This is a genomic window from Lacipirellulaceae bacterium (assembly GCA_040218535.1).
Classification (GTDB): Bacteria; Planctomycetota; Planctomycetia; order Pirellulales; family Lacipirellulaceae; genus Adhaeretor.
Genome location: JAVJRG010000005.1, coordinates 1,956,830 through 1,976,408 on the forward strand (window position 1 = coordinate 1,956,830; position 19,579 = coordinate 1,976,408).

The 19,579-nt window shown below is 55.5% G+C and carries 18 protein-coding genes and 1 tRNA gene; 9 read left to right on the top strand and 10 right to left on the bottom strand.

Annotated features, from left to right (window positions below; genetic code table 11):
* Window positions 1-45: 45 nt before the first annotated feature.
* From RIB44_07985 to trpE, 3 genes are all read right to left on the bottom strand, one after another.
* Window positions 46-1,446 carry an efflux RND transporter periplasmic adaptor subunit gene (locus tag RIB44_07985; GenBank protein MEQ8616518.1) on the bottom strand — a complete coding sequence of 467 codons (1,401 nt, stop codon included), beginning with the start codon at window positions 1,444-1,446 and terminating at the stop codon, window positions 46-48.
* Between the two features lie 92 nt (window positions 1,447-1,538).
* Window positions 1,539-2,087 carry a YqgE/AlgH family protein gene (locus tag RIB44_07990; protein MEQ8616519.1) on the bottom strand — a complete coding sequence of 183 codons (549 nt, stop codon included), beginning with the start codon at window positions 2,085-2,087 and terminating at the stop codon, window positions 1,539-1,541.
* Window positions 2,088-2,096: 9 nt separating this feature from the next.
* Window positions 2,097-3,611 (bottom strand): anthranilate synthase component I, encoded by a 1,515-nt coding sequence (gene trpE, locus RIB44_07995; protein ID MEQ8616520.1) that lies wholly within the window; start codon window positions 3,609-3,611, stop codon window positions 2,097-2,099.
* Between the two features lie 345 nt (window positions 3,612-3,956).
* Between trpE and RIB44_08000 the strand changes: the two genes are divergently transcribed.
* Together RIB44_08000 and RIB44_08005 are read left to right on the top strand one after the other, a co-directional pair.
* Window positions 3,957-4,478, top strand: coding sequence for a UvrB/UvrC motif-containing protein (locus RIB44_08000; GenBank protein MEQ8616521.1), 522 nt, complete (start codon window positions 3,957-3,959; stop codon window positions 4,476-4,478).
* Window positions 4,479-4,517: 39 nt separating this feature from the next.
* A complete protein-coding gene (locus tag RIB44_08005; GenBank protein MEQ8616522.1) occupies window positions 4,518-5,603 on the top strand; it encodes a protein arginine kinase in 1,086 nt (361 codons plus the stop codon).
* 61 nt (window positions 5,604-5,664) lie between these two features.
* On the opposite strand, the gene RIB44_08010 is transcribed toward RIB44_08005, so the two are convergent.
* The 3 genes from RIB44_08010 to RIB44_08020 form a co-directional block, all read right to left on the bottom strand.
* Window positions 5,665-6,468, bottom strand: coding sequence for a polyphosphate kinase 2 family protein (locus tag RIB44_08010; GenBank protein MEQ8616523.1), 804 nt, complete (start codon window positions 6,466-6,468; stop codon window positions 5,665-5,667).
* 166 nt (window positions 6,469-6,634) lie between these two features.
* Window positions 6,635-8,035 (bottom strand): glucuronate isomerase, encoded by a 1,401-nt coding sequence (gene uxaC / locus RIB44_08015; GenBank protein MEQ8616524.1) that lies wholly within the window; start codon window positions 8,033-8,035, stop codon window positions 6,635-6,637.
* A 165-nt stretch (window positions 8,036-8,200) separates the two neighbouring features.
* A tRNA-Cys gene (locus RIB44_08020) sits at window positions 8,201-8,272 on the bottom strand.
* Between the two features lie 282 nt (window positions 8,273-8,554).
* Between RIB44_08020 and RIB44_08025 the strand changes: the two genes are divergently transcribed.
* Together RIB44_08025 and RIB44_08030 are read left to right on the top strand one after the other, a co-directional pair.
* On the top strand, window positions 8,555-8,929 hold the full coding sequence (locus tag RIB44_08025; protein ID MEQ8616525.1) for a hypothetical protein: 375 nt from the start codon (window positions 8,555-8,557) through the stop codon (window positions 8,927-8,929).
* 81 nt (window positions 8,930-9,010) lie between these two features.
* On the top strand, window positions 9,011-9,361 hold the full coding sequence (locus RIB44_08030) for a hypothetical protein (GenBank protein ID MEQ8616526.1): 351 nt from the start codon (window positions 9,011-9,013) through the stop codon (window positions 9,359-9,361).
* Between the two features lie 99 nt (window positions 9,362-9,460).
* On the opposite strand, the gene RIB44_08035 is transcribed toward RIB44_08030, so the two are convergent.
* Entirely contained in the window at window positions 9,461-9,847 is a 387-nt protein-coding gene (locus RIB44_08035) for a hypothetical protein (protein MEQ8616527.1), read from the bottom strand.
* A gap of 429 nt (window positions 9,848-10,276) precedes the next feature.
* On the opposite strand from RIB44_08035, the gene RIB44_08040 reads away from it, so the two are divergent.
* Window positions 10,277-10,450, top strand: coding sequence for a hypothetical protein (locus RIB44_08040; protein MEQ8616528.1), 174 nt, complete (start codon window positions 10,277-10,279; stop codon window positions 10,448-10,450).
* 643 nt (window positions 10,451-11,093) lie between these two features.
* Here the strand turns inward: RIB44_08040 and uvrB are convergent.
* Together uvrB and RIB44_08050 are read right to left on the bottom strand one after the other, a co-directional pair.
* Window positions 11,094-13,154, bottom strand: a complete 2,061-nt coding sequence (gene uvrB, locus RIB44_08045; GenBank protein MEQ8616529.1) for an excinuclease ABC subunit UvrB — start codon at window positions 13,152-13,154, stop codon at window positions 11,094-11,096.
* A 122-nt stretch (window positions 13,155-13,276) separates the two neighbouring features.
* The gene (locus RIB44_08050; protein MEQ8616530.1) at window positions 13,277-13,705 is read right to left on the bottom strand and encodes a helix-hairpin-helix domain-containing protein; all 429 of its coding nucleotides are present in this window, start codon (window positions 13,703-13,705) and stop codon (window positions 13,277-13,279) included.
* 133 nt (window positions 13,706-13,838) lie between these two features.
* On the opposite strand from RIB44_08050, the gene nadC reads away from it, so the two are divergent.
* The 4 genes from nadC to RIB44_08070 all read left to right on the top strand — a co-directional run bounded on the left by nadC (window position 13,839) and on the right by RIB44_08070 (window position 19,032).
* Entirely contained in the window at window positions 13,839-14,798 is a 960-nt protein-coding gene (gene nadC, locus RIB44_08055) for a carboxylating nicotinate-nucleotide diphosphorylase (protein MEQ8616531.1), read from the top strand.
* A gap of 1,042 nt (window positions 14,799-15,840) precedes the next feature.
* Entirely contained in the window at window positions 15,841-16,677 is an 837-nt protein-coding gene (locus RIB44_08060; GenBank protein MEQ8616532.1) for a PEP-CTERM sorting domain-containing protein, read from the top strand.
* 410 nt (window positions 16,678-17,087) lie between these two features.
* Window positions 17,088-18,308, top strand: coding sequence for an Lpg1974 family pore-forming outer membrane protein (locus RIB44_08065; GenBank protein MEQ8616533.1), 1,221 nt, complete (start codon window positions 17,088-17,090; stop codon window positions 18,306-18,308).
* 271 nt (window positions 18,309-18,579) lie between these two features.
* Window positions 18,580-19,032 carry an arsenate reductase ArsC gene (locus RIB44_08070; protein ID MEQ8616534.1) on the top strand — a complete coding sequence of 151 codons (453 nt, stop codon included), beginning with the start codon at window positions 18,580-18,582 and terminating at the stop codon, window positions 19,030-19,032.
* A 124-nt stretch (window positions 19,033-19,156) separates the two neighbouring features.
* Here RIB44_08070 and rpsU read toward each other — a convergent pair whose 3' ends face one another.
* Window positions 19,157-19,351 (bottom strand): 30S ribosomal protein S21, encoded by a 195-nt coding sequence (rpsU, locus tag RIB44_08075; protein MEQ8616535.1) that lies wholly within the window; start codon window positions 19,349-19,351, stop codon window positions 19,157-19,159.
* Window positions 19,352-19,579 lie beyond the last annotated feature (228 nt).

The window sequence follows — 19,579 nt, forward strand, 5'->3', positions numbered from 1 at the left end:
TCACTTTCCTAGCGAAAGCCGCCTGAAGGCGGAACTACGAACCAACTATTTTGCGTCGCTTTTGAAGTCGGACGAGACTTCCGGCGACGTGGTGTTTTCTCGCGTGATCCACTCTTCGCGTGGAACCGGCTTGTACTCGTCAGGCAGGCCATCGGCCTCGGGGAGGATTTCGAGCGTTTCCTCGGTCGCTTTCACATTCACGCCCGGACGGAGGCTCTGGCTGCCGCGAATCACGACAAGTTCTTCGCCGGTGAGTCCTTCACGGATAATGCGTAGACCGTGGCTCTTGGGGCCAACTTTCACGGGTTGTCGCGTCACTTTGCCGCCGTCGCTGACGACGTTCACAAACTGTTCAGACAGGTCTGTTCCAATCGCTTCCTCGGGAACCAAGATCGCTTCATAGGATGCGCTGCCCGGCAATCGAACTCGGGCGAAAAGCCCCGGGGTGAGCGTGCCGTCGTCGTTGCGGAAAATCGCCCGGCCGCGCATCGTTCCCGTGTTTGGGTCGATGCGATTATCCACGAAGTCCATATGTCCGAGATGCGGAAAGCCCTCCTCGTCAATCAGAGCCATGTAGACAGGGTTTTTCGCTTCGCGAGAACTCTCTCGTTTGCCGGAATTACTAAGGCGAACGTACTTGAGGAACTCCTGTTCATTGGCGTCGAAGTAACAGTGCACCGGATTTTGCGCGATGATGGTTGTCAGTAAGGTCGAGTTCCCGCCACCTCCAACGACGAGGTTTCCCTCGGTGACAATCTTCGCGCCGACTCGACCGGAAATCGGTGCCTCCACATCGGCATAACCAAGCTGCAACTCGGCCGTGTGCACATTAGCTTTGGCGGTTGTGATTGCCGCTTCGGCAACCCCAACGAGAGCGATGGCAGCCGAAGTGTTTGACTGAGCCGCATCGAAGTCGGCCCGGGCTTGGGTGAGTGTGCTTTCGCGGGTGTCATACTCCGACTCGGAGATCGCATTCTGACGGACGAGCGTCTCGGCGCGTCTCATTTCTGTCTCGGCCAATCCAACGGCAGCCGCAGCCTGCACTTCGCGCGCTTTGGATTGCTTGACTTGAGCCTGGGCTTGCAGCAGCGCTGCCTCTGCTTCGGCAACCTGGGCGTTAGCACGGCGGAGCTCGGTTTCGAAGGGACGGCGATCAATCACAAACAGCGGATCGCCCTTTTCAACCATTTCTCCTTCGCTGAAGTTTGCCTCTCGCAGGTAGCCACTCACCCGAGGTCGCACCTCAACAGCATCAACAGCAGCGAGGCGACCTGTGTATTCGTCCCATTCGATGAGAACCTGCTTGGCAGGTTGGGCGACCGTCACTTCCGGCGGAGGCATTTCGCCGCCTTGGGGACCGGAAGCACCACGGCACCCAACAAGGGCAATCAAACAAAAGAAGACAGACTGTATGCGGAATGAGGTAGAGCGTTTTCGAAGGCGCATGACTCAAAAACTCTATTGAGGGTACATTTCAGAGTAAAACCGCCACCATAGTATAGGCTCTTGGAAGCCCTGCTGCTGGCAAATCCTATGGTCTAATTCATACCGGGATCAAACGGCACTTGGCTGGGATCAATCTCCGGGGCGATGATGCTCACACCGATCTTACTGAGCGTTCTCTGCCACAGTGTTTCATAGTCAGAGAATACGGAGTCCCTGTCAGCGGGGGTCTTCAGCCAGCCACCCGCTTGGAGTTCGCCCTCAAGCTGCCCTCCGCCCCAGCCGGCGTGACCGCCATAAAGGCGAAACTCGGCCGCACTCCGCACGACTTCGTCAATCGCATCGCGTTGCATCGACATATGCAACCCAGGCAACACTTCCTGCTCACTGTGGCGAGGCGAATCATGCAATGCAATCATGGGACCAGGAACGGGGCCACCGTTGAAGACATCGTCATCGCAATCCACCGGCGGGGCTTCGATCATCTCCCAGACTTCGGTCACCGTTTTGTTGCCTGGGCGAGTGAGTACAACCCCAAGTGCGCCGCTCTCCTCATGACGCAGCATCAGCGTCACAGTCCGCGCAAAGTTGGGGTCCTTCATCTTCGGCGAAGCAACTAGTAAATGACCAACGAGTGATTTCATTTTGGCGCTTTACTGGCATCTCTCACGGGTGATTTCGACGGCTTTGAGCAACCCGCCCGCTTTGTTGAGCGTTTCTTGATACTCGGCAGCCGGGTCGCTGTCGGCAACGATGCCCGCACCGGCTTGGACGTAGGCCTTTCCGTCGGCAATGACGAATGTCCTGAGTGCGATGCACGTATCCATGTTCCCTGCGAAATCGAGATAGCCGACCGCTCCTGCGTAAGGGCCACGTCGGTGGGGTTCGATCTCGTCGATTATCTCCATTGCACGCACCTTCGGTGCTCCCGACACCGTCCCTGCTGGCAGGCACGCGGCCAAGGCATCGAAGGAGTCCTTATCCTCGGTAAGCTGTCCGTTCACGTTGCTGGTGATGTGCATGACGTGGCTGTAGCGTTCGATTACCATGACGTCGGAAATCTCAACCGTGCCGAACTGGGCAACGCGGCCCACGTCGTTGCGGCCCAGATCAACGAGCATCACGTGCTCCGCGCGTTCTTTCGGATCGGCGAGGAGTTCCTCAGCGAGGCGTTGGTCCTCCGCTTCGTCAGCGCCGCGTTTCCTTGTCCCTGCCAACGGTCGAACTGTCACACGCCCATCAACGACACGCACCATAATCTCCGGCGAACTTCCAACGAGCGTCGCCCCCGGCATCCGCAAATAAAACATGAACGGGCTCGGGTTCACAACCCGAAGCGTGCGGTACAACTCGAACGGAGGCAACTCGAAGGGAACTTCCAACCGCTGACTGATAACCACCTGAAAGATGTCACCCGCACGAATGTATTCAACACATTTTTCAACCGCGGACTTGAATTGTTCTTCGGTGAAGTTGGATTGATAGTCGAGCGTGATCTCGCCGCCAGTTTGAATGTCGGCCAACTGAACGGAATCCTCTACGGCATTCAGTTGCTCGACGTAACCATCAACGCGGTGCTCTCCGGCTTCATAGGCGGATTGTAGTTCGTCAGACTCAAGTCCTTTCGTCTCGACCAGCACCAAGACGTAAACCACTTTCCGTACATGATCGAAAACGACCATGTGGTCGAACAGACCAAACGCTAAGTCTGGCAGCCCGCGGTCGTTTTCGGGCGCATTGGGAAGCTTCTCGACGTACCGCACCGTGTCATAACCGGCATAGCCCACGGCCCCGCCGATGAACGGCGGGAGCTCGTCCAAGTGCGCTACATTGACGGCATCAATCTCGGAGCGAAGCACCTCCAAGGGATCTGCGGCCTCGGATGATTCCTTCGACCAATCCGACCCGTCTTCTCCCCGCCTTTGAATTTCGACCTGATTGCCATAAGCCGTCAGCAGCACGAAGGGGTCGCTCGCGATGAAGCTGTAGCGACCAACTTTTTCGCCCCCAATCACACTCTCGAAAAGCCCCGCTGCGACGCCTTGGTCAAGCCGCTTGAACGCCTGCACGGGAGTTAGCGCATCGCTGACCAACTCACGGTAAACGGGAACGTAATCATGACGAGCCGCCAACTCTTGAAAACGCTCGAAATGAGGCTGGTGTGCCATCGTTACTTCTTGGTGGGTGGAAGGTGGAGAATTGGCCGGACCGTGCATTCAGCACGATTCACGTTCAGCAGCGGTGCTTTGACGACAGCCTGCCAAGAACCGAGGTTCGCAAGCCCGGCTTCGACTCCGCACTGAGGTTCTCCACTGAGGGCCCCAATCTAGCATCGCATCGGACGACGAACAACTGTCGAACAGCAGCCGGAAAGGCGAGTTATCTCGTTTCAGATTCTCAGCTTACGGACGAAACGAATTGCCTTGACACTCGATAGGCCCTAGATAGAATCCCCTTGCAAATGCAAGATAGCGAAACAGTAGACATGTTTTTGACGGCAGCAAGGCGAACAGATGAAGTGCCAGCGGTGCGAACGACCTGCAACCTTCCACATCACGGACCTCGTCGATGGCGATCCCAGTGAGTTGCATCTGTGCGAGGAGTGTGCGCAGACGTACCTGACACCGACCGAGGAAGAAGCCGCGGAAGTCATGCCCGCCATGGCCGGCCTGCTTGCCCAACACTTGGCAGTGGGGGAATCTGCCGACGATCTCGCCCGACTTGACCAGCGATCTTGCCCCGTATGTGGAATCACCTTCCTCGAGTTCCGCAAACAGGGACGCCTCGGCTGCCCGCACGATTATGTCTTCTTCGCTGAAGAACTCGAGCCGTTGTTAATGAACATTCACGACGACACGCAGCACATTGGCAAGTCGCCCAAACGCGGGGCTGCTGGCGCCGACCAGCAAACGCAACTCATTCGGCTCCGCCGAGAAATGAAAGAAGCCGTCGCCACGGAAGCCTACGAACGTGCCTCAGAGTTACGCGACGAAATCCACCGCATCGAAGAACAATTCCGCAAAGACAATGCTTAGCCCTGCACTTTGCCTGCAAGCTAACTCGCGAGCCTAAACATGAACCTCGAAGACCTAGTGAGCTCTAGCGGCGAATGGCTACGCGGTTCTGGCCCGGAATCGGACATCGTCGTTAGTAGCCGCATACGCCTTGCGCGAAATCTGGCCGACTTCCCGTTCATCTCGCGAACCACGGAATCCGACCGGGCAGAGATCGAAAGGATTCTTCATTCGCAACTTCAAGCAATCCAAGACGCGGGCAAAGCGCCAGGCGATGCACTCTATCTCAACGTGACCGACTTGGCGGAAGTCGATCGTCAGTTTCTTGTCGAACGGCAACTGATCAGTCGCGAACATGCGGAAAGCGAAGGAGCGCGGTCGGTCGTGATCGACTGTTCAGAACGGTACAGCGTGATGATCAATGAGGAAGATCACCTCCGCATTCAAGTAATGCACAGTGGGCTCGACCTCGAAGCCGCCTGGGAACGGATCAACACGATTGATGATCTAATCGAAGAGCAGGTCAACTATGCCTTCAACGAGAAGCTCGGCTATCTGACCGCTTGCCCAACAAACGTCGGCACCGGCGTCCGCGTGAGCGTGATGCTCCACCTACCTGCTTTGGTCATCACGCGGCAAATCGAAAAAGTGTTTAAGAGCCTCCAAAAGATCAATCTCGCGGTCCGCGGCCTCTACGGTGAGGGCTCGCAAGCCACGGGCGACTTCTACCAGATCAGCAATCAAGTCACCTTGGGCCAAACTGAGGAAGAGCTCGCAAAGAAAGTTGCGGACGTGGTCCCCGTACTCATCAGCTACGAACGTCAAGCACGTGAATTTCTAATTCACGAAAGCCAGGAAACACTGCACGACCGAGTCAGCCGTGCCTTTGGCATCCTACGCACGGCACAGACGATTAGCTCCGAAGAGACGCTTCATCTGCTATCCAGTGTCCGCATGGGGATCAACTTAGGCCTGATTGGCGATCTGCCGATCCCGACGATCAACAAGCTGCTAATCCACACCCAGCCCGCCCATTTGCAGAAGCTCTCGGGCAACGAGTTGGACGCGACGGATCGGAATATCGAGCGAGCCAGCTACTTGCGCGAGCACTTAAATTCTGGCAACGCCGACCCCTCGAATAATTAACCGCCACCGCTTGCGGCTTAGCCGCGATAGTATTGGATAGCGGCTAAGCGACAAGTCGCGGTCACTCGACCACCACGCCGTCGAGCCCCTCTTCCGCGGCAGGGAACTGTGGATCGATCTTTTCGAGGGTCTCCCGCAGCAAGTTACTAACGGTCAGGTTGCGATACCACTTCCGATCCGAAGGCACAATGTGCCAGGGAGCATACTCGGTGTTGCACTTACTCACCGCCGCTTCATACGCTTGCTGGTAATCGTCCCAAAGCTTTCGCTCCGCTAGGTCCCCTTTGCTGAACTTCCACCGCTTGTGCGGTCGATCCAGCCGAGACTGCAGACGCTCCTTTTGCTCTTCCTTGCTGATGTGGAGAAAGCACTTCAGTATCACCACGCCGCCTTCGGTGATGAGTTTCTCAAACTCGTTGATCCGCTCGTACCGCGTTTCCCACTCGCTTTTAGGCACTAAGTTATGCACACGCACAACGAGTACATCTTCGTAGTGCGAACGGTTAAAGATGCCGATGTTCCCTCGACGAGGCACAGCCTTGTGAATCCGCCAAAGGAAGTCGTGATCGAGCTCCTCGACGCTAGGCTGCTTGAACGGCACGATCTGACAGCTCTGAGGATTCACTCCTGTGAACACCGTACGAATCGTCCCATCCTTGCCAGCGGTGTCCATGCCTTGCAGAACGAGTAATACAGCGCGGCGATTTTCCGCGTAGAGCCGATACGCCAAGTGACGGGTGATCTCAGTATTCTCAGCGATTCTTTCAGCGGCAGATTCTTTGTCCCAATCTCCTTCGACGTGGCGGGGATCGAAGTCCTTTAGGTCGATATTGGAGAATGGTTTCGGAGTGAGTTTCTGTGACATGATGTTCTCAATCGGATTTTTAGCAACGAGTGATCACTCGAGATTATGCCAGCCGAGCCTCAAGAAAACCACCAAGGAAAGCGTTTAGCCGCCGAGCGTGCCCGGCGCTTGTCACATAGCCAGTAGATCGCGGAGCAAGCTCGGCGGCGAAATTACCAGGGCAAAATCAGCCGAGACCTAAGTACGCTTCAGCATTGCCATAGCACAGATCGCGCACCATGCCGCCGATCAGGACTTCGTCATCAGGAATAGCACCACGTTCTAGGTCGCTTCCAAGCAGTTCGCATAGGCAACGGCGATAATACTCGTGACGCGGAAAGGAAAGGAGCGAACGCGAATCGGTCAGCATCCCCACGAACCGCGACAGCAGCCCCAGATTCGACAGATCGTTGAGGTGCCTCGTCATGCCCTCCCATTGGTCGTTGTACCACCAGGCAGCTCCCCATTGGAGCTTTCCGGCACAGCGACCATCTTGGAAATTCCCCAGCACCGTCGCCACGGCAAAGTTTGCCGCGGGATTCAAGTTGTAGAGAATCGCCTGTGGCAGCGAATCCTCTTGGTCGAGTTGATTCAAATAGCGTGAGAGAGCCGCCACGGACGGCATATCGCCGATCGAGTCGCACCCCGCGTCGGCCCCAACTTCGCGCATCAGGCGATCACTGTTGTTTCGCAACGCGCCGATGTGCATCTGCTTCGTCCAACCACGCTTCGCGTCCAACCGACCAAAGTAGAGCATCATGTAGGCACCAAATCGCTCAGCCAGATCAGGTGCGACCGCTTCGCCTTTGGTGGCACTGGCGAAAATCGCTGCGGCGTTTTCATGAGAGCATGCGTCAGCCAAGACTTTGGTCACGTCATGATCCGAAAGCCGTCCCCCCATCTCGTGGAAGTACGTATGCCGGCGTTCGAGTGCATCTAGAAATGCGTCGAAGTCTTTGATCTCAACGTCCGCAGCTTCGGCAAGCTGGGCGAGCCAAGCATTGAAAGGCTCAGGGCGATCCACCCATAACGCTTTGTCTGGCCGAAATGTCGGCAGCACCTTCGCCGGGCAATCGCTGTTTGCGATCTGATTGTGATAGGTCAAGTCGTCCATCGGGTCGTCCGTTGTGCAGACGACTTTCACTTTGAAGTTCCGCAGGATGCCATGGGCGGTCAGGTCGTCGCTGGCAAGCCGCTCGTTCGCTCGCTTCCAGATCGACTCCGCGGTGGCGGGGCTCAGCAGTTCTTCAATCCCGAAGTACCGCTTCAATTCGAGATGCGTCCAATGGTAGAGCGGATTACGCAGCGTCCGAGGAACGGTCTCCGCCCACGCAAGGTATTTGTCGTAAGGGTCAGCATCGCCGGTAATGAGCCGTTCTTCGACGCCATTGGCCCGCAGTGCCCGCCATTTGTAGTGATCTTCGGCAAACCAGATTTCCGAAAGATTCTCAAACCGTCGATTCGCGGCTATATCTGCCGGGCTGAGATGCGTGTGGTAGTCGAGAATCGGCTCATTCTCGGCAAACTCGTGATAAAGCCGGCGAGCCGGGTCGGTGGTCAGCAGAAAATCGTCGTTGATGAAGCTCATTGAGGGGGCAGGGGGCAGGGGGCAGGGGGCAGTCAGATGTCATACATTTTGACTGAAAACTGCCGACTGCCCACTGCCCACTGCCGCATGCGCATGAAAAAACCGCTCATTTCAATGAGGCTGAAACAAGCGGCAAGGTTGTGACCGCGAAAAACCGCGGCCTAGAGGCGCCGGGCGGATTCGAACCGCCGATGTCGGATTTGCAATCCGATGCCTTAGCCACTTGGCCACGGCGCCATAGGTAGCCACCTCGCTCCGCGAGATGAACTGCAAATAAAAACTCCTCATCTCTCAAAAAGCTATGAAATCGTGCTGATTGGGTCAAGTGCAACCATTATATCGGCTGGGCACCCCAGGTGAAATGAGGAATTCCTGTCGGCAAAGTCGAGACCGACACGCCAGCAGCGTTCTTCTGAAGTGACGCCTCCCTGCGATTCGATGGATTAGACAGGCGATCTAGGCTCACGGGTTCAGGCCCTGCCGAGTATTTACGGCCCGTATTTCCATGGAAGGAATTGCATGCTCCAGCACTTGAAGACTCTCATTGCCGGCCCACTCTCCGGCGCTGCCACCCAGAAGAAGATCGAGCAACTCAGCCGGCAAGTCGCCGAGCAAAGCGTCGATTTTGTCTGCCAATTGATCGCCAACTCCACCCGCGGCATGACCCTTTGCGAAACACGCGGCTACATCCGTGCCCGTGCTGGAGCCGAAATCCGCAAGCAAACCCGCCTGCTGCTCGCTTCTGAAGCTGCTTCAGTGACCGAGCACCGGTCGATGATTGTCGAGGCGGCGACCAACCGGATCGTGCCGCAGGTCCTCCGTCAGTTGGTCCGAGCCAACGTTGCCGTACCAGCAGCAGAGCCTCAAGCCAGCCCACTTCGCATCGCTGCGTAGAGCCTCTTCACACCAGTACAACTTCTCCAAGTTTTCCTCGCCCCGGTGGGGAGAGGGCAGGGTGAGGGGAAAGAACCGTCTATGGATCGCGATGCCTACCCGTCGCTACCAAAGCTTTGCGTCTTGACGACGCGGCTTCGCCAACAGAACCACCGTGTTGATGCGTGGGTGGCTGAGCGCGACGCCAACTTCGAACGATTGCGGTGCGCGATCGCCCAAAGTTCACGCGAGCAAGCCCTAGCCGCAATCTCCGGCATCCTGGGCGACCCGCGTCATGCAAATCGCCCAACGCTGCGGGCCACAGCTGAAAGACTCATTGAGGCCCTGCAAAGCAAGCGAACCCCGGCAACACGCATCTCGCGTCTGTCCGCAGAGTTGCTGAACGAATGCCGCTACGTGCTACAGAAATCGCACGGCAGAATCGCAGCGTAGCAAGACCCAATCAGCCGCAGGGCGTTAGCCCCCGGTTGTCCAGATTCAGGGAACTGGACGCTAACGCGTTGCGGCTGATTTCTCGACACGCAGGAGATCCTACCGATGGTAGTGCCCCGGCGAGACAACCACGACAGGCCGTTGCGTCGTGAACCACCCAAACGGGCGGCCGCCGGGCATCTGCCACGAGTGGCTATACATCGAAGTAAAAGGGATACCACTGGCCGTGGGTCGGCTTGGTGTGAATCCCCAAGCCTTCGAAGCGGCAATGCGGGCGGCTCGTTGGTTCGCGCGAGCCATCGATCGTTGCTGGGCGATCGTCGGCTGCAGGCCGGCTCGTTCCACGGGCTCATAGTACCAGCCTGAACCCTGCTCCCCTGGGCCAACCTTGCCGGCATCGCCACCTTCTTGAGCCTGGGCCGAAGAGGCCACCGCGATCATCATGCAGAGAGCTAGGAAGGACTGGCAAAAGTGAGTCTTTTTCATCGTGTCTCTCCACAATTTTCGTAAGAAGCAGCGCCTGAGGGCGAACTATTGCTGTTGGCTGATCCCATTTCGCCGCGGTGCTCGCACCGCGCTGCACGAACACTTAGCGCGTAAAGTGAAGGTGCAATCGATTGATCGGCCACCGAACCGCCTCGCATTGAGCAGGCCTGCCAACTGGGGGGCCTTTGTCGAAGATTTGCTAACGGTGAGGAAATATGAGTAGACTTTGAGGATTACCTGCCTCGCTGGAGTGTCGCGGGCCAGCATGAGAGAGCAGAGATGACGGAGGAGTTTGAGTTGAGGATTGTTCACGGCCTGCCGCACTGGTAGGCTTACATCATCACAAACAGCGGGACGGGCCACCAATTACCCAATCAGGGCCCACGGCTTTAGGCGGCGTCCCCAAACGAAACATGGAGATACGAAAAGATGAAGACTCTTGGAATGTGGATGTTAGGATTCTGCCTGACCCTAGGCACCATCAGCATGGTCGGCTGCAGCGGCGAAGAAAAGAAGGCTGCTGACCCACCTGCCACAGGCGCTGACGCCGGCGGCGAAGAAGGTAGCGAAGCCAAAGAAGAAGCTGGCAGCGACGCGAAGTAGAATCGCTGGCTCAGCTAATTCGATACATATAATACGAAACGGGCAGGCCCTTAGGGTCTGCCCGTTTGTAATTACAGCCAAGTCTTGGCTCGACACATGAATCGAAGCAGGTAAATCTTGCCCCGTAAATCAACAACTCATGCGTTGGACATACTGCAACCTGGAACGTAAGAGATTTCGTCCTGTACGCTCCGTTTCTGCTGCATGTATCTGGGCGATGTGTGCATACGTAGTTTTTATTGCTACGCCTTCTCCCGGAGGATGGATTCTAAGTACCCTCAGCATTTCCAGAGCAATATGGTCTCTTGTTGCTCAGCCGAGCTGGAGAGAAGTCTTCCTGATTTCAAGCGTCGTTCTTGCACTTAAGATTGTTGGCGATAGCGAAGCGACCTGGGTTTTCTGCGCCTTCGGATTCTTTTTTGTATGCCTTGGATATGTGCTGGGAGCTTTTGCGGACATAAAGATCGACGAAGCTGAATTCTATCGCTCCTTAGTGCATGCGAATGGAACCGAGTATTGCCAACGCCCCGACTGTAACCAGAAGCGTGTTCGAATGAGTGTCCTATGTCGCGAACACCACTTCCAAATGATTTGCAGGGAGCATCCTGAAATCCTATCAGGGTCACTTCGACGGTAGCACCGATCACCCCCGCTTCGGTCGCGGCACTTTACTGCCACCCTTCCGCCGTCGCCCGCGTCCTTTCGTTTTGCTCTCCTTCACGGATTCAACCGGCTCACCGATCGCGTCTTGCATTTTTTCGATGCGGTCGCGGAGCTTCGCGGCTCGTTCGAACTCCAACTCTTCGGCCGCTTCGAGCATTTCCGTTTCGAGTTCGTTGATGTACTCCTGCGTAATGACTTCCGTCTCGTCGGTGCGGCCCACGGCGGCGTTGGCCTTGGCGTGGGCGCTCGCTTCGGCTTCGATGCCGCGGTAGATCGCTTTCTTGACCGTTTCGGGGGTGATGCCGTTCGCTTCGTTGTACTCCTGCTGCAACTTGCGGCGGCGTTCGGTCTCGTCCATTGCCCGCTGCATCGAGTCGGTCACTTTGTCGGCATAGAGAATGACCTTCGAGTTCACATTCCGCGCGGCTCGTCCGATGGTCTGCATCAGCGAGGTCTCGCTCCGCAAGAACCCCTCTTTGTCCGCGTCGAGGATCGCCACCATCGAGACTTCGGGCAGGTCCAAACCTTCGCGAAGCAGGTTGATACCCACCAGTGCGTCGAATTTCCCCTCTCGCAAGTCGCGTAACAAGTCAACCCGCTCGAAAGCGTCTAACTCACTGTGCAACCAACGGGCGTTGACACCTTGCTCAGTGAGATAGTTGGCCAGATCCTCAGCAAGGCGCTTGGTTAGCGTTGTAACGAGAACCCGCTCGCCCATCGCTGTCCGTTCTTTGATTTGTTCCAACAGATGAGGTACTTGTCCCCGTGCGGGCACCAGTTCGATCACTGGGTCGAGCAGACCAGTTGGACGGATGACTTGCTCGACGACTTCGCCAGCGGTTTGGCCGAGCTCGTACTTGCTTGGCGTGGCTGAAACGTAAACGACCTGGCCGATTCGCTCTTGCCATTCCTCAAATTTCAACGGGCGATTATCCAAAGCGCTCGGCAGTCGGAAGCCGTGCTCGACGAGCGTCGTCTTCCGGCTGCGGTCACCGGCGTACATGGCACCGATTTGGGGAATCGTCACGTGCGATTCGTCCACAAACAGCAGCATGTCCTTCGGGAAAAAATCGAACAGCGTCGACGGGGCTTCCCCGGGCGGGCGACCGCTCAGAGGTTGGCTGTAATTCTCTACGCCGGGACAGTAACCGACTTCCAGCATCATTTCGATGTCGAACCGCGTTCGCGCATTCAATCGCTGCGCTTCGAGCATCTTGCCCTGCTCGCGAAACAATTCCAGCCGTCCGGAAAGTTCTTTGCGAATCAGATCGACCGCACGCTCGATCCGCGACTCCGGCAGCACGAAGTGCTTCGCCGGATAGATGTAAAGCTCTTCTTGCTCGTCGATCGTCTCGCCCGAGGTGGGATCGATGAACGAGAGCTTCTCGATCTCGTCGCCCCAGAATTCCAGTCGATAGGCGAACTCTTCATACGCGGGCCAGACCTCGACGCAGTCCCCGCGGACGCGGAACTTGCCCCGCTCAGGGTCCGTATCGTTGCGGGCGTACTGAATGTCAACCAAGCGAGCAAGTACATCATCGCGATCAACCGTCTGCCCGACCCGCACGCCGACCATCATTTCCTTGTAGTCGTCAGGCGAACCTAAGCCGTAAATGCAGGACACGCTCGCCACCACGATCACATCCCTTCGACTTACCAGGCTACTAGTGGTCGCCAGCCGCATGCGGTCGATTTCCTCGTTGATCGAAGCGTCCTTCTCAATGTAAATGTCACGCTGCGGAATGTAAGCTTCGGGCTGGTAATAGTCGTAGTAGCTGACGAAATAGCTGACGGCGTTGTGGGGAAAGAATTCCTTGAACTCGGAGTAGAGCTGAGCCGCGAGCGTCTTGTTGTGCGAAAGCACCAGCGTCGGGCGTTGCACCTGCTGGATGATGTTTGCCATCGTGAATGTCTTGCCCGAGCCTGTGACACCCATCAAGATCTGCTCGCGTTCCTCGGCATTCAAGCCCTTCACGAGCGCATCGATTGCCGCAGGCTGATCTCCAGCGGGCTGAAACGGGCTCTCTAAGCGAAACTCCATCGAAACCTCTTCCTAAATCTCTTCTTTGAACAGGAGGTAACAGAGGAAACGGAGAAACTCCGTACTATTACCTCTATCTCCTCCGTTGACTCCTGTTCAATTCCCAACGTTACTAACTCAGGCTAATTCACTTCAGCTCCAAACCGATTCGGCTCGCCTACCATTTGTTGCTCGCCGGGTATCGGAATCAAAAACGGGCGGATGTTTTCCAACGTTCGTGGGCCGATCCCGTTGACTGCTTTGATCTCGTCCAAGCTTTGAAAATCGCCGTGAGCTTCACGGTATTCGACGATTCGCTCGCCCAATTTTTTTCCTACGCCCGGCAACTGGCTCAGCTCTGGCCACTCGGCCTGGTTGATATCTACTAGAAACTCTGCTTCCAACGGTTCGGCTCGATCGATTTGGATCAGCTCCCCTCGATGCCCGCCACGGTAAAACCAATAACAAACCAGCAAAAGCAAACCGGCCAGCGTCAGCACCCAAACACTCGCTTGGTCACGAGCATTCAATAGCGGCGGCTTTTGCGAAGGCGGGGTGTCAAGCTGAGACATCGTCGGCTGAACGAAGGTCTGTAAAGAGTACCGGGACAGGACGCGTGGACTTAATGCCTACAGGCTGTTAGAAACGCAACTGAAGGCAACCCGATAGTATACCGGCTAAGGCAATCAAGGTGAGGGCGGCAGTGTGAGCAAATCAGAAACTCCAAAAGTAGGATTCACCGATTTCGAGCAGTTTTCCTGGGACGACCGTCTCGAAGCGGACTGCCAGGCGATTGTTGAGCTAGCTCGTCAGGAGGATCTCGGCGAGGCGGGCGACTGGACAACCAATGGACTAGTTTCCGAAGAAAGTCGTGGTTCCGCCACAGTCGTGACGCGAGAAGAAGGAGTGCTCGCCGGAGTTGCGGCAATCGAGACGTGCCTAGGAACATTGGACGCTGACTTAAAGTGGCAGCCGCTGCTAAAGGATGGCGACCCGTGCAAGGCGGGACAAAGCCTCGGCGAGCTTTCAGGGAAGGTCCGCGACCTGCTTTCCTACGAGCGAATTCTGCTTAATCTTGTGGGGCGTCTCTCAGGCATCGCCACTTTAGCCAGCGAATACGTGGCAAGGGTTGAGGGAACGCAAGCCCGTATCTACGACACGCGGAAAACCACCCCTGGGTGGCGGAGGCTGGAAAAGTTCGCGACCCGTTGCGGTGGAGCTTGCAACCACCGGACGGGGCTTTTTGACGCCGTGATGATTAAAGACAATCACTTGGCGCACTTTCGTGCGTCGACGGGCTCGGGCAATGGTGGTCCCCGGACTGCTGAAGCAGTCACGGTCATTCGTAAATATTTAGAAAACGAGGCACTTGGCGCGAGCATACCTATTGAAATTGAAGTTGATACGATCACCCAGCTAGAAGCCGTTTTACCGGTCCAGCCAGACATCGTTTTGCTCGACAATATGTCGCTTGAAAACCTCCGCTCTGCTGTCGCCTTACGTGATGAGAAATCGCCGAGTGTTCAGCTCGAAGCCTCGGGCGGAGTCACCCTGGAAACTTTACGGCAAATCGCTGAGACGGGGGTCGATCGAATCAGCGTGGGCGCTCTAACCCACTCAGCCTGCTCACTCGACATCGGGCTCGACTGGAATTCGGTCGGCTGAGTTTCCCCATCGCGACTGGTGGGGAATACGTTCAACACTAACGCGGTCCGAGAGGTTGTTTTTTCGCAACGGGTGCTTCTCGGCTGAAGCGAGATGGCCACACTGTGGCGGCTCTCGCAAGGCGAATTTCTCAAGATTCAAGCGTTTCGTCGCCTGATGGTTTCGCTCAGTTTGACACCGGCGGAAGCTGATCTAGTTTTGCCTTAGAACCGTCCTTTGGGGAGAGGTACGGTCCACGACGCGGCGGGAACATCGCTGGGAGCGAGAGGGGGCCCGCCGCGTCATTTTTTACTTTTTACGCGAGCTAACGAGCTCAACCAAGAAGTCTGTTGCCAGTCAGGCGTCTAACGAGAAACAGCCCAATTTGCCAGACCCTCCCTGCCGTTTTCCCTTAAAAATCGCGGTTTTCTTGGTAAAATCGTTTGACAGTCGTCAAAGTCTGTGTATTCTAGAGGGAAAGGCGAGGAAATTTCCTCGCAAGCACTATATTTTCACTTTTTTGATTGGGTAACGGACCTCATGAACATTCGATCGGCGGCGAGTCAACAAGCTCAGCCGTTGTCCGAACAGGCAATTAGAACTGCCGGGTCCGTCACACCATCTTTATTTCTCAGCATTGGGCGATTCTCGCTCTGCTGAATATCACGGTGGACTTTGACAGCCCTGCTTGATGATCATTGCTGGGATGAACTGCGCTGCCAATCCAGGTAGTCGGTCATCTGCAATGCTTTGAGATTCTCTGATTGCTCATTCTTAGAGCTGCCTTGATGTTCCTCGGGCCCTGCGCCTGGGTCTTCATGTGCTGCCTGTGTGGCATCGACTTGCGTATTGTGGCGCGTCTCACGCACATCCCGTTAGAAGCTGCGCGACCACTGCGCTGCTTCTCTAGAGCGAATCCGCCTATCGGATGCCGCTTGCCTATGGCCTTGTTGGCCGACAGCAAGCTTTCTTGAGTTTCTTTCCCCTACAGAGCACACAGGAGACGTCACCTGGCACAGGCAAGCTGGAATGCATGCACTGGCCAACGACGGGAAAGAGCACCATGAATTTCAAACTAGACTTTCTGACAAGAAGCGCATCACGCGTGACAATCGCGTTGGCAATGATCGCCATTTTTAGCGTGGCAGCCGAACAAGCAGACGCCCAGAACAACTATGAGGTGAATATTTCATCGAGCGATCGATTCCTCATGTCATTGAACACTTCCATGGAAACGATCGTCGCTCAAGAAGAAATGTGCGACAATCCAAACAATCGCATCCAGAATCGCAATCGCCCTGCTGTAAGGGTCGATAATGCCGCCACTTCGAACAGTGATTTGACTTCATTTACATTGCGTATCGCTGCGGACGACTATCTATTTGGTACTGGCGATAACGCGTTTGACAACTTCAATGGGAATCCCATTCGTGTTAGTGCTTACAATATGCCTGGCATTGAGATTCTAGGAGCAACCATCACCGACGTGACGAACCAAGGCAGCGAAAATGGAACAGACAAGCTATTAACAGTAAACTTTAGCGGTCTTGCTCCTGGAGAACACGCGATTTTTAACATCGACATTGACACATCAAATGCGTCTGAATTCCAGTTGCCAGATTTCCGCGGCGTACTCTTTGGTTCCGATGTCGGATCAGGAATTACCGTTCCGGCATATCACTCAGCAAACTTTGCTGACAATGTGAATGTCGCTGAGACGCAATTTGTAACACCGGATACGGCTATTCCCTACACAGGCATGAACGTCCGACCTTATCAAGCGATGGACCCAATTGTTCCATTTGGTGGAAGCGGTGGTGGAGCTATTCCCGAACCGACGAGCTTAGTTCTCTTAGGAGTAGGTCTTGCTGGCTTATCGCGGGTACGCCGCCGGGTCTAGCCACAAAGAAGAGAAATTCTGCTCGAACTCAAGCTGATAGACGGTGCCACCGGACGGCAAGCGTCCAAACCGTATGTGTGCTCTGGAAAGCGAGGTTGGCCTCAGGTTGACCTCGCTTTTCTCGTGCGCTGACAGCCCCCACAAGACGACAAGTTGGCTAAAACTAGCAAAAAATGCCGATTACCCGGGCTATACGTCTCGTAGCAATCCTCTCAATTTTATCGCATTTGCCAAAATTTCGGAAAGTGCAGCCGCGTGTGCTACCGAACTACTACCCTAGGTTCGCATGGCTACCATGCTGAGGGATTGGACTTAGCAAGCCTGCGACTTTTCCGAATCACTTATCTTGCAGGATAGCGTCCTGCAGAGGGCCGCGTGGCCTTCGAAACGCTCATTTGGGGGGAACTAAGATGAGACTCAAACGATGGGGTACCGCTGCGCTTGCACTATGTTTGTGTATCACAGGCATGGCACAGGCTCAGCAGCAAGGCGGTCGCGAGTATCAAACGGCAGATGCCGTTATCGACGAGAATGTCGATCTCGCTTCTTACAATGACTGCAACACAGGCTGCAGTGTCGACGGCTGCAGTTCTTGTGGTGGCGACGGGGGGATGCTGGGTGGCATCATGGATCGCCCGCTCATGCTGATCGCAGGAGCAGAATACATTTATGCTCGGGCTAACTTCAGCCAGGCATTGTCGTACATCGAAAACGACACTGTAAACAATGTCGTCACTTTCAATCAATATGACTTCGATTATAACTCGTCATACGGTTTCTATGGCGGCATCGCCGATTGCTGCTGTGGTGGAGCGATCATTTTCGATTTTCAGCGACTACGTAGTGATGCTGTATTCGGGCCGATCTCCGACGATACCGCTGCCGGCATCGTTAATATCGTACCCTTCGAAGTCAATCCTCCAGCAAACGGATTCACCAACGGATTTGCAAGTGTTGATCTGCAATCCTATGGAGCTAGCTTCCAAAAAACGATCCCTCTGGGCTCGCCACTTTGTGCTGACACGTGCTGTGATTGTGGCGATACCTGTTGTGGAGACGATTGCTGTGGCGACTCATGTTGCGGAGACTCCTGCTGCGGAAGTGGTTGTGGCTGCGGTTGGTGCCCAGCTTGGGATCTTACATGGCGTGGCGGTATCCGCTGGGCGAACGTGGACTGGAGCCGGGGTGCCAATGCTTTTGACACCACAACGGGTACAGCAGTCGCCGACGACTCTTATGTGACTCAGCTTGATTTCGAAGGCTTCGGCTTTCGTACAGGGCTAGAAGGCCGACGTTACTTCGGTCGTCGAGGACGCTTCAGTGTCTTCGCCGGTGGCGATATCTCGGTACTACTGGGTGATATCAACATTCGAACGACGGTTGTCGACGGGGGCACGCCAAGCGTTTTCCAAGACAGTTGCACACATATCGTGCCTGTCACCGAAGTTGAAATGGGTGGCACCTACCACATTGGTTGCCACGCTTCAATCACAGCCGGCTACTTCTTCTCGGCGTGGCACGACCTCGGCATGCGAGACGAATATGAAACCAACTTGCAGATGTCGCATTACGACGACGCCAATATTCTTGGCTTCGACGGCTTGTTCGCACGTGCAGAGGTTGCCTTCTAAGCAAATGTCATTACGCTTCGCAGTCTGGGTAGTCCGTCTCAAGAGTACTCAATTGCAAAAAGTTCGATCAGAGACCTGTCGCGTATTCTCGCGGCAGGTCTTTTTTCGTTTTCATGTGAACCTAGAACCGAGATCGCAGGTTTCACACATCGTAACCCGAAGCGTAAGCGAGGGAATATCGCAGCTAGCCTAGCCCCTCGCTTACGCTTCGGGTTATGATTCTCAGAATTGGAACGTGTCAGCTCTAGCACCCCAGAAAAGATTACCCCCCATGTCAGCAGCCGATGCCAACTTGCCGCACGTCTTGTTCCTCTGCACAGGCAACTCCTGTCGCAGCCAGATGGCTGAAGGTTGGGGACGTGAACTGCTTGCCGATCGTTACCAGTTTTACTCCGCGGGCATCGAAGCCCACGGGCTGAATCCGAATGCCGTCGAGGTCATGCGAGAGAGCGGCGTGGACATCAGCGGGCAGAGATCTCAAACGCTTGAAGAAATCGATCGAGAACTGGGCCTGGAAAAGCTCAACATCGTGATCACCGTGTGTGGTCATGCCGACGAGAACTGCCCCGTGCTGCCGATTAACTGCACGAAGCACCACATGCCCTTCGACGATCCGCCGAAGTTAGCCAAAGAAGCGGCGACACCCGAGGAAGCGATGTCGCACTATCGAAGAGTCCGCGACGAGATTCGCGAACAGGTAGCCAAACTACCAGAAATCCTTTAATCCCAGAGACCCTAATGGTTAGTCAAACGAATATTTTTGGGTTTGGTGCATCATGAACCATTGTGCCTGAATCGATTCCGTCGCACCTAACCCGAAAATTTTGGCTTGACGCAGGAATATCGCCCTAGCGTCCGTACAAACGCTCGCGGCGGGCACGGCGGGCGGCTCGCAAACGGGCGCGACGCTTTGTCTCGCTTGGCTTCTCGTAGAATTCGCGAACGCGGATCTCTTTCTTGATTCCACTTCGCTCGACCAGCTTGCGGAATCGACGGACAGCCTCCTGCGCGGTCTCCTTATCTCTGAGCGTCAACTTAACCAACTCAAACTCCTTCGTCACCTAGTCACGTTTGTCAAGAATAAGCTATGCCAGCCGAGCTGTGTCGCACTGGTAGCCCTAAGTCGTTTCGACCAAACAGGTAAGATAACATCGGCAGAAGCACGCGTCCAGCCGCAATCTCTACCCTCTAAACTCCCCCAAGTCGGGCCGACCAAAATAACCCTTACAAGCAGCCATTTTCGGGCGAAAGACAAGCGGAATGGGAACAAA

Bases quoted from the DNA above. Each gene is read 5' to 3' on its own strand.
- RIB44_08010 (MEQ8616523.1), bottom strand. From the start codon at position 6,468: ATGTCACAGAAACTCACTCCGAAACCATTCTCCAATATCGACCTAAAG.
- RIB44_08000 (MEQ8616521.1), top strand. From the start codon at position 3,957: ATGAAGTGCCAGCGGTGCGAACGACCTGCAACCTTCCACATCACGGAC.
- RIB44_08035 (MEQ8616527.1), bottom strand. From the start codon at position 9,847: ATGAAAAAGACTCACTTTTGCCAGTCCTTCCTAGCTCTCTGCATGATG.
- trpE (MEQ8616520.1), bottom strand. From the start codon at position 3,611: ATGGCACACCAGCCTCATTTCGAGCGTTTTCAAGAGTTGGCGGCTCGT.
- RIB44_08040 (MEQ8616528.1), top strand. From the start codon at position 10,277: ATGAAGACTCTTGGAATGTGGATGTTAGGATTCTGCCTGACCCTAGGC.
- RIB44_08005 (MEQ8616522.1), top strand. From the start codon at position 4,518: ATGAACCTCGAAGACCTAGTGAGCTCTAGCGGCGAATGGCTACGCGGT.
- RIB44_08060 (MEQ8616532.1), top strand. From the start codon at position 15,841: ATGAATTTCAAACTAGACTTTCTGACAAGAAGCGCATCACGCGTGACA.
- RIB44_08025 (MEQ8616525.1), top strand. From the start codon at position 8,555: ATGCTCCAGCACTTGAAGACTCTCATTGCCGGCCCACTCTCCGGCGCT.
- RIB44_08065 (MEQ8616533.1), top strand. From the start codon at position 17,088: ATGAGACTCAAACGATGGGGTACCGCTGCGCTTGCACTATGTTTGTGT.
- RIB44_07990 (MEQ8616519.1), bottom strand. From the start codon at position 2,087: ATGAAATCACTCGTTGGTCATTTACTAGTTGCTTCGCCGAAGATGAAG.
- RIB44_08070 (MEQ8616534.1), top strand. From the start codon at position 18,580: ATGTCAGCAGCCGATGCCAACTTGCCGCACGTCTTGTTCCTCTGCACA.
- RIB44_08030 (MEQ8616526.1), top strand. From the start codon at position 9,011: ATGGATCGCGATGCCTACCCGTCGCTACCAAAGCTTTGCGTCTTGACG.
- RIB44_07985 (MEQ8616518.1), bottom strand. From the start codon at position 1,446: ATGCGCCTTCGAAAACGCTCTACCTCATTCCGCATACAGTCTGTCTTC.
- uxaC (MEQ8616524.1), bottom strand. From the start codon at position 8,035: ATGAGCTTCATCAACGACGATTTTCTGCTGACCACCGACCCGGCTCGC.
- RIB44_08050 (MEQ8616530.1), bottom strand. From the start codon at position 13,705: ATGTCTCAGCTTGACACCCCGCCTTCGCAAAAGCCGCCGCTATTGAAT.
- uvrB (MEQ8616529.1), bottom strand. From the start codon at position 13,154: ATGGAGTTTCGCTTAGAGAGCCCGTTTCAGCCCGCTGGAGATCAGCCT.